Here is a 13,481-nt window from a genome sequence, read left to right as displayed (position 1 = left end):
TAGTGTAACGCTTAGGATTTTTTTGTCCAGCGTCACTAAAAAAATAGCCTCATTGACCTAATTTAAATCATCATATACTTATGAAACCCATTAGCTCATGTTAGAACAATTGGTAGGCTCTGTTCAGCTAAGATGGACGGAGTATCTCTTTGCTCAGCAGGTTGTAAGTTCGTCTGTAAAAATGGCAAAATCAGCCAATCAAAAAAAACCTGTCATTAGAATTATTTTAGAGTGTATGGGTAATTCAAAATATCACTGCAAATGAACCGCCTAGCTTGATTTTAATGGTGGTCAGAACCCCCTAAATCAGCAAATTTGTGCTAAAATAGCTTCTTTTATTAAACATTGTTTTTAACAAAAACCGTATCACTATTTTCCTATTGTTTTGCATGTGTAGCAGTGTTTTTTTATGGTATGTATTTTGATCATGACTGCCCATTTATGTGGCAGTATTTTTATATGATCTGTGGGTGCCATAAGCGATGTGTCAACGTTAGAAAAAAATGTGAGTGAAGGAGTGTATATGAGCGAATCGGTCAGTCCTATTGGCATCGTAGATGAACTAAAGCAATCCTATCTGGATTATGCGATGAGCGTGATCGTCTCGCGTGCGCTGCCTGATGTGCGTGATGGGTTCAAACCTGTACACCGCCGTGTGATGTATGCCATGCACGTGTTATCAAACGACTATAATAAGCCGTACAAAAAGTCTGCCCGTGTGGTTGGTGATGTGATCGGTAAGTACCATCCACATGGCGATAGTGCTGTCTATGATGCCATCGTCCGTATGGCGCAGGATTTTAGCTTGCGCTACCCAATGGTTGATGGTCAAGGTAACTTTGGTTCGATCGATGATGATCCTCCGGCAGCGATGCGTTATACCGAAGTACGTATGACCAAGCTGACTCATCAGATGCTGGCAGATTTGGACAAAGATACGGTCGATTGGGAAGACAACTACGACGGCTCTGAGCGCATGCCAAGCGTGATGCCAGCGCGTATCCCTAACCTATTGGTCAATGGCGCGACAGGTATTGCTGTTGGTATGGCGACCAATATGGCACCGCATAACTTGACCGAAGTGATCAATGCTTGTTTGGCGTATGCCGAAAACCCACAAGTTTCAGCCGAAGAGCTGATGTCACATATTTCAGGTCCTGATTTCCCTACAGGCGGTATTATCTATGGCCGTGCAGGTATCTTAGATGCTTACCGCACGGGTAAAGGCCGTTTGCATATTCGTGGTCGTTATCATATTGAGCCGATGAGCAATACTGGCGTCAACCGCGATCGTGAGCGCATCGTATTTACCGAAATCCCTTATCAGGCGAATAAAGCCAAATTGATTGAGCGTATCGCAGAGCTTGTTCGTGATAAAAAAATCGAGGGCATCAGTGAGATTCGTGATGAGTCTGACAAAGACGGTATGCGTATCGCTATTGACTTGCGTCGCGGCGAGACTGCCGAAGTTATTGTCAATAACTTGTTCTTGCAGACGCCGCTTGAGTCTAGCTTTAGCATCAATATGGTCGCGCTAGACAATGGTCAGCCAAAGCTATTGACCTTGCGTCAGCTTATCGCTGCATTTGTCCGTCATCGTCAAGAAGTGGTGACGCGCCGTACGATTTATGAATTGAACAAAGCCCGCGTTCGTGGTCATTTGCTAGAAGGTTTAACGGTTGCATTAGCCAACATCGATGAGATTATTGCGACGATTAAAGCGTCTGCAAACCGTGGACTCGCACGCGAAAGCTTGTTGAATAATACATGGGGTTCAGGTAGTGTCGTTGCGATGCTCACGGCTGCTGGCAGTCAATCAGTACGTCCTGAGTTTATCGAAGGCGAAGATCCTAAAGCGCCGTTTGGTCTGATCGAAGGCGAAGAGCGTTATCGCTTGTCACTTGAGCAGGTCAATGCGATTTTAGACATGCAATTACATCGTTTGACGGGTCTTGAGCAAGATAAATTGACCGAAGAATACCAAGACTTACTACGCGAAATCACTCATTTAGAGTCTATTCTGGGTGATTTTGATAAGCTTATGAGCATTATCTCTAATGAGATGATTGAGATTCGTGATAACTTTGGTGATGAGCGTCGCACCGACATCATCGATTCACGTATGGATTTCAGCCGTGAAGACCTGATTCCTGAGCAAACCGTTGTGATGACGGTGTCGCGTACTGGCTATGCCAAGACTCAGCCAATTGATGACTACGTCGCACAAAAACGTGGCGGCAAAGGTAAGTCTGCAACGGCAATGAAAGAAGATGATGTGATTGATCATCTGGTCGTGACCTCAACGCACTCTACGGTATTGTGCTTCACTGACAGTGGCCGCGTCTTTAGCTTACGTGGGTTTGAAGTGCCGATTGCCAGCCGCGGTGCTCGTGGTCGTCCGTTGGTCAATCTAATTGGTTTAAATAGCGACGAAACCGTTACGACGATATTGCCGATTCCGCAAATGTCTGAGGAAGTTAGCGGCCGCTTTGTCTTCTTTGCAACCGCCAATGGCACAGTCAAACGTGTTGAGCTTGAACAGTTCGCCAACATTCGCTCAAACGGCCTAATTGCAGTGGGTTTAGAAGAGGGTGACAAATTGGTCAGCGCTCGTATTACCAACGGCAATCAAGAAGTGATGCTATTTGCCTCTAGTGGTAAAGCGATTCGTTTTGATGAGAATGATGCTCGTGCGATGGGCCGTACAGCGAAAGGCGTCCGCGGTATGCGTTTGGCTACTGATGAATTTATCAAATCATTGGTCGTGATCGAAGATGATGTACATGAAATCCTAATTGCTTGTGAAAACGGTTTTGGTAAGCGTACCCTTATCGAAGAGTTTAATACGCAAAACCGTGGCGGTGGTGGTGTCATCGCCATTAAGACCAGTGAGCGTAATGGCGCATTGGTGCGAGCGACTAAGGTTGACGCTACCGATGATATTATTTTAATCTCTGACAAAGGAACGCTAGTACGTACGCCAGTTGAGCATGTCGCGAGCTCTGGTCGTAACACCCAAGGTGTCACGCTCATTCGTCTGCCAAAAGATGAAAAATTGGTCGCTATGGCGCGTGTTGAGCACGAAGAGGGTGATGATGAATTAGTCGATGCGATGAAAGAAGATGGCACGTTTGAGGTGGAAGGTCAGGAGCAGATAGATATCGATACCGCAACTGACAATACTGCTTTGAGCGATGCCAACGACGCTATCGATATTGCCAACGATTACACATTGGATAATGATGCAGTAGACGATGACGAGTAATAGTCTTGGTAGTTAGCTTTTCAGTCTAGTTTCTGATCATTGTCCTAGAAAAAAGCCTCTGACGTTGTCGTCGGAGGCTTTTATTTTTTATTCACTTTTTCTTAATAATGTACACAGGGTTTTACTTTTAAGGCTGTTGTTATGCTTACGACCAATCAAACTTTTCAGGGAACTGTCGCAGCGGTATCGTCGAGTTTTTTATTCTCGATGATGTTTTTGTTTGGACTGTTTATGCTGCCCTTAACGGGGACACAGGTAGCCTCATGGCGCGTGCTGATGATGTTGTTAAGTTTGGTCATCTTGCTCAGTTTGACCAAGCAATGGCAGCATGTCTTTGATTATATAAAGACGCTTAAGACCTTGAAAGAATGGCTGATATTTATATTGCCTGCTCCGATTTTGGGCGGCCAGATTTGGTTGTTTATGTGGGCACCTGTGAATGGATTTGGACTGGATGTCACCTTGGGCTATTTTTTATTGCCACTTGTGATGATTGTGCTTGGTCGGTTTTTTTATCGTGAGGATATGAGTGTCTTGCAGTATGCGGCAGCAATACTGGCAGCGCTCGGTATTGGCTACGACATTTTTCAATATGGTTCGGTGTCTTGGGTGACGCTATTTGTATGTTTGGGCTATCCGCCGTATTATCTATTGCGCCGCACACTTGCTGTACCGCCCGTTACTGGCTTGTTGTTTGATTTGACATTGCTGACGCCAGTGGTATTGATCATGCTTTATTTCACTGGTGGTTTTAGTGTGGCGGCACAAAATATGAAGTTTTGGTACCTACTGCCATTGCTGGGTGCCTTTAGTGCACTGGCAATGTCGCTAACGATGATTGCGAGTAGCAAGTTGCCGGTCTCGCTATTTGGGGCGCTGAGCTACATAGAGCCGCTACTGTTATTTGTGTTGTCCATTACCGTTCTGAGTCAAAGTCTTGATGAAGGTGGCTCGCTCTTTATGTACGGCATGATTACACTTGCCCTAGTGGTCATGATAATCGATAGTGTGATAGGCTATCTCGTTCGTCAGCGTAATAACCGCTTGCATGGCTATAGAGAGCCGCAGGTCGGCGGCTTTCCGCCGCGCCGTCATTTTATCAATCAGCGTATTGATGGTGTGCTAAAAGCGCATCGCTTTCGCAAAATCCGTCGCTATCAAAAAAAGATGGATAAGATACAGCAAAAACTCGAACAACTTGATGCAAAATAAGCACTTATATACATTAAATTTACTGGATGTAGAAATTAATGCACTAGATGCACAGTAGCATTGCTTATCTATTCCGACTTTGACATCATGCCGCCCATAATGTAGCAAGATACATTAAAAGCGTTTATCTTAGATTGTGCGACGACCTTATATGCAAAGGCCTCAGACGTTATCGTCTGAGGCTTTTGTTTTTTTAAAATTGCAAAGGATGTGCCCCAATCTCTAAAGGCTGTTGTGATGTTGACTACTAACCAAACTTCTCAGGGTGCGATCACGGCTGTGGCTGCAAACTTTTTATACTCATTGCTGTTCCTATTTGGCTTGCTGCTGCAACCGCTATCAGGAACACAAGTGGCTTCGTGGCGCGTGCTCACGATGTTTTTTGGTCTGGTGCTGCTGGTGGGTGTGCTAAAACAGTGGCAGCATATTTTTGATTATCTAAAAACCTTAAAAAATGCCAAAGAGTGGTTTTTATTCATACTACCCACACCGATTTTGGGGGCGCAAATCTGGATGTTTATGTGGGCGCCAGTCAATGGTTTGGGTCTTGAGGTGACGTTGGGCTACTTCTTATACCCGATGATCATGATCGTGGTCGGTCGCTTTCTTTATAATGAAGATATGAGCTTGCTACAGTGGGCGGCCATTATATGCGCAGGTCTCGGTATCGCTTACGATATCTTTGAATATGGTGCGATCTCTTGGGCGACTTTGTTTGTCTGTTTGGGCTATCCGCCGCGCCGCCGTCTCAAAAATCGCCATATCAAAGGCGTGCTAATTGCGCACCGCTTTCGCCAAATCAAAAAATATCAGCAAAAGATCGATAAGATGACGCGCAAGATTGAAGCACTACATGTAGAATAATGCGGATGATGACCGTGTCCTAGATATATGTAGAGCTGACTTGTCAGGCCGTACTTTCGTCACAGTTCTACAAAGTTGCAGTGTCAAAGGGGCAAAAATTACGCTATTATCGAGAACAGTGGTGTCATGTTTAATTCAAAACGTGGCGCCATATTTAAGAGATTATGGCTGATTTAAAACAATATATCACTAGGACGGTTTATGTTAACTCTGCATCATTTAAACAATTCGCGCTCGTTTCGTATTTTATGGCTACTAGAAGAGTTGGAGCTGGATTATGAGCTGACAACCTATGAGCGTACGAAGGCCTATCTTGCACCTGAGAGCTTAAAAAAAGTGCATCCGTTGGGACACACGCCGGTGCTTGAAGTCGGCGATCGCGCTTTGGCTGAGTCCGGTTTTATCATTGAATATTTGCTCAGACACTATGATAAAGAACATCAATTTAAGCCTACTGATGATAATGAAGCGGCATGGGAAGATTATACTTTTTGGTTGCATTTTGCCGAAGCCACGGCGATGCCACAATTAGTCATGCGTCTGGTATTTAGTAAAGTCGTTGAACGATCGCCTATGCTCATCAAGCCGATCAGTAAAGGTATTCGCAAACAAGTTGAAGATGGCATGATCAACAATAATATTATCAACAACCTAAATCTGATGGAGCAGCATCTCCAAGACAGTCATTGGTTTGCAGGGGAGACGTTTAGTGCCGCTGATATTCAAATGTATATTGTGGTAGCCGCCTCTAATGCGCGTGCAGGTATGGATCAATCTAAATACGCCAATCTATTAAATTGGCTCAAACGCTGTCAAGAACGCCCCGCTTTTAAGCGTGCTGAGGCAAAGGGCGGAACACCGCAGTTTTAAAAGATACTTGTATAAACACTTAAACACCTCTCAATACTTGAGGTGATATTAGATAAAAGGTTTTGTTTATTTATAAGCAAAGCCTTTTTTAGGATAAAATAATGACAGACTTGAATACATCGCATCATGCAAAAACAAAGAAAGACACAGATGCTAAGCAGTCGCTAGATCATAACTTGCAAAATAGGCAACTGGTTGATAATCAGCAAGTATCTATCAAATCTTGGTCACAGAAGCTGCTGGTTGTGATTCTGTGCGCCGCTAGTTTTTATGGTGGCTGGAAATCTTATGAATCTAATATGGTTAATGAATGTACAGCCAATGGTGGACAAATGGTTGACGGTCAAAAAACCATGATATGCCAACGGTCCTAACCCGTGCCTCTAATAAATAAAAGACATGACCTATGCTGAAATTAACCTTTTTGGGCACCTCCGCAGGCGTGCCAACTAAGCAGCGTAATGTAACGGCATTGGCAATCGAGTGCTTGAATCCTCATGCGTCTGGTTCATCAAAAGGCAACCAGCCGCATAGCAACAGTCAAAATAAAAAGTCGCGCCCGTGGCTACTCATCGATTGTGGCGAAGGCACACAGCAGCAATTACTGCATACCAAGCTCTCCTTACGTCAATTGACGGCTATTTGTATTACCCACGTCCATGGCGACCACTGTTATGGCCTGCCAGGGCTGCTGGCGAGTGCCGCGATGTCAGGTCGCCGTGAGCCATTGACGCTCATTGCACCAAAAGCCATCTCGGCGCTGCTTGATGCCTTTATCCTACATACTGAACTATATCTGCCATTTACCCTCAACTTTGTGTCGATAGAGGATCTGTTGTCGCAAGAAGTTAATAAAGGTAAAGTAAAAATCGACTTGGATAATCAACATCAGCTGATGATAGAGGTTTATCCGTTATCGCACCGCGTGCCATCTCATGGGTTTGGTATCACGCAGACCATTATCCGTCGCACGCTCAATACAGGTAAACTCATAGCGGATGGTGTTCCAGCAAGTGCGCTGTGGGGCAAGCTACAACAAGGCAAAAATGTCATCACTGAGGATGGTCAGCACTTACATTCGGCAGACTATGTTCATGATGATGTGCAGCGGACAAAAGTAGTAATAGCAGGGGACAATGACACGCCAGAGTGTTTGAGTGAAGCAGTTATGGATGCGGATTTGTTGGTGCATGAGGCCACTTATACGCATGAGGTCATGATGGCCATTCAAGCCCGCAACCCTGACTTTGATCCTATGCATAGTAGCGCGCACATAGTGGGCACATTCGCGCAAAAGATGAGCTTGAAAAACATCATTTTGACTCACTTTAGCGCTCGTTATCAGAGCTTTGATAATCCAGATAGCGAAACGCCAAATATGGCCTATATTCGCTTAGATGCGCAAAGTGTCTACCAAGGCAATATATGGCTGGCAGAAGATTTTGCTCAATATAGCGTCAATGGGGCTACCGACTTGGTAGACAATCAAGCGGGTAGTCAAAAGGAGAGTCGCGTGCAGTATGTAGGCTCTGCACGCAGCAATTAGGCATAACTGTAAAGAGATAGTTTCAAAGATATGGCTTAGCGGCTGATATGGCTTAGCAGCTATGATTTACGGTCTTCAATAGCCAATTGTGTTTTGCCACTCCAATAACGGCTGAATTGATAAGCCACCCGACCTGAGCGTCCACCGCGTTCAGATGCCCAGCGCAAGGCGTCCATTCTGATTTTGTCAGGTAGATTTTCACCGTCCACATCCATTTCAATATCAGTATCAATGCGAGCTGAAATTTTCCGTTGCTCTAAATTTAGATAATGCTGCACAATCTGTAAGTATGTCTGCTGATCCATAGGATGAAAGGTCAAGGATAAGCCAAATCGATCTGATAACGACACGGTCTCGTCAATGGTCTCGTAAGGATTGACTTCATCCGTCTGCCCATTATAAATATCAAGATTGTCCTTCATCATTTGTGGTAGCAAGCGACGGCGATTACTGGTGGCATAGACCAGTAGCTTGTCTTGCTCAGAGTCTAGCGCGCCATCAAGCACGCTTTTTAGCGCCCGATAACTCTCATCTTGACCGTTAAATGCCAAATCATCACAGTAGACGATATAGCGACAAGCGCAGTCCGCTGGCAGCGCATTAATCGCGGCACGAATCTTGTCTAGCACCTGTAGATCATCACGCGCAATCTCGATAATGCGTAACCCTTCACTGTGATAGGCTTGTAGTAATGCGCGAATCAGCGAGGATTTGCCGGCACCACGTGTCCCTGTCATCAGGACGTGATTGGCAGGATAGCCTTTGAGAAACTGGCGGGTGTTTTGTACCAGCTTTGCTTTTTGCACATCAATACCTTGCAAATCATCCAAACTCAAAAATAAATTGACAGACAAAGGCTGTAGGTGACCAGTACGTCCACCGACCCAGCGATACGCAAGCTGGCTTGGGTCAATCTCAATGGTTGGTGTGACGTGCTCTTGCAGATACTGGCTAAGCAATGCTAATAAAGGGGCGGGCAGGGCATAATTGTTAGACTGTGACATAATGACTCTAGCGGTAAAGTGGCGGTTGGGTAAAACGATAGTGCGCGATTGCGACTCTATAATATGATGAGAGATAACACTGTGAAAAATAGTGCCAGTAATTTGCCTATTAAACAAGCCTTGCAAGCGCAATCTGGACAACTATTGCCAATCATTACCCAAGTATTGTCAGAGTTACAATATGCCCAAATAGTGCATCAGCGTATCAGTCAACAACTCAGAGAGGGAAGCACAGAGCAAACCCAAGAGAGCAAAACGCAAATTACCAAACAACGCAGCAAGCAAAGCTGCTATCAAGGTATAACGCGTGCACGCCATGTAGAGTATGGTAGCGTGATAATTAAATGGGAGCTATGTGCCACTTCAGTTAGACTCCAAAGTGTCTCAGATTTAACTCATGAAATAAGCGTGTTGCAAGCGTTATATAATTCGCAGAAAATCCAAGTTAGCTCTATTACGCCACCTCTATTGGCCTATCACAATGTAGAGGTCGACACATTAGAACAGAGCCAGCAGTTAACGGTATTGGTCATGCCTTATTATGAAAGCGGCAGCTTAGCCAAGCTGTTGAATCACCATGTGTCATTAACAGACAAGCAAAAACATGATTTGATTAAAGAGTCTGCTCATTTAGTCTGCAACCTACACAACGCTGGCTGGCTTCATAATGATATTAAACCTAGTAATATTTTGCTCAGTGATAATCTAACAAGTTACGCCGATAGTGATTGTATAGTGCCTGACTTACTATTGACAGATTTTGCATTAGCCCAAAGAAATGATCGACCAAACGCAATAAATTTTTCTGGCGGAACACCAGCATATTTGGCACCTGAGCGTTGGCAAGGACAAAGAGCAACGAGACAAAGTGACATCTATGCCTTCGGTATCATGATGGTTGAGATATTGGTAGGGAAGCGACCATTTATTATAGACCCTCAAAGTAATCAGTCCATGACAGATTGGGCCATTCAGCACTGCCAGCAGCCTATTCCAAAATTACCGTTAGGGTATGTTCGCTATCAAAGTATTGTTGATAAAGCATTGGCAAAGCGAATAGAGAAAAGGTATCAGAGTATGGATGAGGTGATAGCAAATTTATAAAGGTTATAACTAGAAATGCTAAATGACAGACACAAAAAAACCTGCTAAAAAGCAGGCTTTAATATTTGGTCTAAGATGTACTATCCGAAAATGGTGGGGCTGGAGAGACTCGAACTCTCACACCTTGCGGCGCCAGAACCTAAATCTGGTGCGTCTACCAATTCCGCCACAGCCCCATTTTCCGTTACTCTATCATCAAAAGCGATTAAATTCAAACGCTATCTAGACAGTTAACTGATTCGGTAGTGCGTCTCAGTGGTTGGCTATTATATAGAGTTTGAATTTTTGGTCAACCCCTATTTGCGATTATTTTTAGTTATTTTGCATTTATTTTTACCTGATTTTATAAATAATTGATATTAATGGCTTTTTAATATTGCGTTTTAAGCCTTTATTTACTCTTTAGACGGCACTCTGGGTGCAGAGATATCTAACTGCTGTAATTTACGGGTTAGGGTATTGCGACCCCAACCAAGTAAGCTTGCTGCTTCTATCTTTTTGCCACCACTATGGTTGAGTGCTGCTGTTAGCAAGACCCGCTCAAACTCAGGCGTGGCCGTTTGTAGAATATCAGTTTCGCCTGTATTGAGAGACTGCTCAGCCCAGATAGCAAGAGCTTTTTGCCAATTTGGACTGGCAGGAGTGTGAGTGACTTGATTATTTTGGCTGTGATTATTCAAGTCATCGTTATTTTGCAGCTGAGGGTTTTCTGCATTTGCTTGTGGTGACGAGTCGTGTTCTTGGTCTAGCTCTGAGTCTAGAGGCGTGTTTTCTAATAGCTCTGGTGGCAAATCTGTCGCCATCACGGTGTCGCCCGTGGCCATCACTGTCAGCCATAGGCAGACATTCTCAAGTTGACGCACATTGCCGCGCCAGTCAAAGGTCTGCATCATCTGTAAGGCCGCAGGATGCAAATGTTTCGGTGTTGTGTTCATTTGCTCAGCTGCCGACTGCATAAAGTAGGTCGCTAATGCAGGAATGTCTTCGGGGCGTTTACGCAGTGGTGGCAGCGGTAGACGAATGACATTGAGACGATAAAACAAATCTTCACGGAAACGATTTTGTTTGACTAATTCTTCTAAGTTCTGGTGAGTAGCGGCGATGATACGGACATCTACTTGGATCGGCTGCTGTCCACCAACGCGATAAAACTCGCCATTGGCCAGTACGCGTAACAGACGTGTTTGGGTACTAAAGGGCATGTCGCCAATTTCGTCCAAAAATAACGTACCGCCATTAGCCTGCTCAAAACGTCCTTGACGAGTTGTCGTTGCACCAGTGAACGCGCCTTTTTCGTGACCAAATAATTCAGACTCAATCAAATCATGTGGTATGGCTGCCATATTAAGTGCGATAAATGGTTGCTGTTTGCGCGGTGAGTGCTGATGCAAGGCACTGGCAACCAACTCTTTACCTGTTCCTGACTCTCCAGTAATTAAGACTGAGATGGGGGACTGCGCCAATCTACCAATGGCACGAAACACAGTTTGCATGGCTTGTGACTGACCGATGATACCGCTCGGATTGCTATTAGCTTTAGAGGCAGTTGTCACCTCAGCTTTATTTTTGCTGTGTTTAGAGTGTGTACTGGTAGGTGCTTCAGGTGTTATCTCACTGTCAGCGAGCGCGTCAGTCGCGATATGGGTATCAGACTCATTCGAATAATGGGCTATCGCCATATTTGGCTGGTAGTTGATCGCTTTATAGATAGTGGCAACAGCATCATCTAGGTCAAAGGGCTTTGGCAAGTATTCAAACGCACCGGTCTGATAGCTATTAATCGCAGAGGTGAGGTCTGAGTGCGCTGTCATAATGACAATCGGCATGTCCGGAAAGTGCTGGTGTACCCAGTCACTAAATGACAATCCATCCATCATTGGCATACGAATATCAGTCAATATTACGTCTGGCAGCTGTGTGGCTGATTCTTGCTGTTTTAGCGCATCATTGAGCCGAGTCCATGCTGCCTGCGCTTGGGTAAAACTGATAACGGTCAATCCAGCATCTTCAAACGTATCGGCCAATACCATACGCAGCGCTGCATCATCGTCGATTAACCAGAGCGTTGCAGGCTGATCGCTGGGTGCATTATTGACGGTGACTATTGGAGAGTGTGCATCGCTTTTAGGGTTTTGGTTGTCACTGTATTGGGTCATGTATCGGGCCTAATGAGCAATTGTTATTGTCGGTTTGGGATTGGATGCCTTACAATTTAGCAGTTTTATGCCGCCATGTGTTCTATGATTCAGTGACGGGCTGGGTAAAAGGCAGATATAGTGTAAAGCGTGTTTGCTTGCCGTTCGCCTCCTCTGTAGAGCTCACATCAATCATACCATGATGATGGCTGATAATATCTTGTACGATAGATAAGCCAAGGCCAGTACCTGCTGCACGGCTGGTCACCATCGGAAAAAATATTTGTCCGATAAGTGCCGGATCAATGCCCGAACCATTGTCAGTGATAGTGATTTGCAGCACTTGCTTGTGCTGCTGCCCAACAATCGTATGCTGAAAGGCAACGCGCGTTTGAATGTGCAAGGTTGGCTGATAAGCAGTCTCTCTATCGGTCTGCACATCGGTTAATGGTAACTCCTTAGACGCAGAGAGCTTGTTCTGCTGTAGCGTTTGCTCAAACTCAGTCATAGACTCACACGCATTATTCATAATATTTAAAAATACCTGAATCAATTGGTCTTTGTCAGCACACAACTCAGGCAATGACAAATCATAATCCCTCTGTATCGTCACTTGTGGGTATTGACTGACTACCAAGGTCAAAACATGCTCTAGTGGTTCATGGACATTCAGCGTTTGCCAGTTTGGCAGCTGATTTGAGCCAAGCAGTTGAGCAATCAGATGTGTCAAACGGTCAGTTTCTGAGATGATAATATCGGTATAGTTACGCAGCTTTTGATTCATTTTTTGCAAATCATCGTTTGTGCCAGCGCTAGTGTCCTGTGAGATACTGAGCGCGTTAGAGTGACTGTTAGCCGCCGTCGTATTCGCATCACTGAATTTAATAAACTGTCGCTGTAATAACTGCGCTGCACCCCGAATGCCCGCAAGTGGGTTTTTGATTTCATGCGCGACCGACCGTAGCATGTGACGAGCAACCGCATATTGCTGCTGCTGGCGCTGCTCCTCTGAGATGCGACTTTGGCGGTCTTTGCCCCACATCTCGATAATAAAATACGACTGCTGCTCGTAGATAACAGGCGTCACGCTATAATCGACCGAAAGTAGTAGGTTGCCATTCAAAGGCGTCTGGATGACGTGATCATGGTCAATGAAAGGCTGTTGGTAGTTTTGTGCTTGATTGAACCGCTCTGTCAAAGAATAGAGGGGTTCATCCAGAGGTTTGTTTTCATTATCATCACTGACATTGTCGATAGAAGCATTTTCTTTTAGTTTTAATTCATCGGGTGCCAATAGCGTCAAGATAGACTGGTTAATTAACCTCCCACTACTAATAGCCAGTAATTGCTCCGCTTGAGCATTTAAACGGGTTATCGATAACTGATCATTGACCCACAAAATAGCGGTGAATAGATGCTGTGATACGAATGCTAAATCAGGGGTGGTTTTGGTGGTGATAAAATCAGCAGTCATGGATATT

Annotated in this window: 10 protein-coding genes and 1 tRNA gene; 7 read left to right on the top strand and 4 right to left on the bottom strand. The window is 44.8% G+C overall.

The genetic code is table 11. The features are described 5' to 3' along the window. The first annotated feature begins 523 nt into the window (after positions 1-523). The 6 genes from gyrA (at position 524) to GYK50_RS09030 (ending at position 7,757) form a co-directional block, all read left to right on the top strand. Positions 524-3,265 (top strand): DNA gyrase subunit A, encoded by a 2,742-nt coding sequence (gene gyrA, locus GYK50_RS09055; RefSeq protein ID WP_212563737.1) that lies wholly within the window; start codon positions 524-526, stop codon positions 3,263-3,265. Positions 3,266-3,406: 141 nt separating this feature from the next. Then, positions 3,407-4,477 carry an EamA family transporter RarD gene (gene rarD, locus GYK50_RS09050; RefSeq protein ID WP_212563736.1) on the top strand — a complete coding sequence of 357 codons (1,071 nt, stop codon included), beginning with the start codon at positions 3,407-3,409 and terminating at the stop codon, positions 4,475-4,477. A 237-nt stretch (positions 4,478-4,714) separates the two neighbouring features. Beyond that, positions 4,715-5,341, top strand: a complete 627-nt coding sequence (locus tag GYK50_RS09045) for a hypothetical protein (RefSeq protein WP_212563735.1) — start codon at positions 4,715-4,717, stop codon at positions 5,339-5,341. 201 nt (positions 5,342-5,542) lie between these two features. Continuing rightward, on the top strand, positions 5,543-6,211 hold the full coding sequence (locus tag GYK50_RS09040) for a glutathione S-transferase (RefSeq protein ID WP_212563734.1): 669 nt from the start codon (positions 5,543-5,545) through the stop codon (positions 6,209-6,211). Positions 6,212-6,312: 101 nt separating this feature from the next. Next, positions 6,313-6,585, top strand: coding sequence for a hypothetical protein (locus GYK50_RS09035; RefSeq protein ID WP_075106295.1), 273 nt, complete (start codon positions 6,313-6,315; stop codon positions 6,583-6,585). Positions 6,586-6,617: 32 nt separating this feature from the next. Next, positions 6,618-7,757 carry a ribonuclease Z gene (locus GYK50_RS09030; protein ID WP_212563733.1) on the top strand — a complete coding sequence of 380 codons (1,140 nt, stop codon included), beginning with the start codon at positions 6,618-6,620 and terminating at the stop codon, positions 7,755-7,757. Positions 7,758-7,816: 59 nt separating this feature from the next. On the opposite strand, the gene GYK50_RS09025 is transcribed toward GYK50_RS09030, so the two are convergent. After that, entirely contained in the window at positions 7,817-8,761 is a 945-nt protein-coding gene (locus tag GYK50_RS09025; RefSeq protein WP_058025551.1) for an ATP-binding protein, read from the bottom strand. An 81-nt stretch (positions 8,762-8,842) separates the two neighbouring features. Here GYK50_RS09025 and GYK50_RS09020 point away from each other — a divergent pair, with 81 nt between their 5' ends. After that, on the top strand, positions 8,843-9,865 hold the full coding sequence (locus tag GYK50_RS09020) for a serine/threonine-protein kinase (RefSeq protein ID WP_228724611.1): 1,023 nt from the start codon (positions 8,843-8,845) through the stop codon (positions 9,863-9,865). A 91-nt stretch (positions 9,866-9,956) separates the two neighbouring features. Here GYK50_RS09020 and GYK50_RS09015 read toward each other — a convergent pair. From GYK50_RS09015 to GYK50_RS09005, 3 genes are all read right to left on the bottom strand, one after another. Further along, positions 9,957-10,041, bottom strand: a tRNA-Leu gene (locus tag GYK50_RS09015). 219 nt (positions 10,042-10,260) lie between these two features. Beyond that, on the bottom strand, positions 10,261-12,021 hold the full coding sequence (locus GYK50_RS09010; protein ID WP_212563732.1) for a sigma 54-interacting transcriptional regulator: 1,761 nt from the start codon (positions 12,019-12,021) through the stop codon (positions 10,261-10,263). A gap of 82 nt (positions 12,022-12,103) precedes the next feature. Further along, complete coding sequence (locus tag GYK50_RS09005) at positions 12,104-13,474, bottom strand: two-component system sensor histidine kinase NtrB (RefSeq protein ID WP_212563731.1); 1,371 nt, start codon at positions 13,472-13,474, stop codon at positions 12,104-12,106. Between the last annotated feature and the right edge of the window lie 7 nt (positions 13,475-13,481).

The organism is Psychrobacter pacificensis (genome assembly GCF_018336615.1).
Lineage (GTDB): Bacteria > Pseudomonadota > Gammaproteobacteria > Pseudomonadales > Moraxellaceae > Psychrobacter > Psychrobacter pacificensis.
The sequence above is the reverse complement of the archived record's forward strand: the minus strand, read 5'-3'. Positions and strand labels throughout refer to the sequence as shown.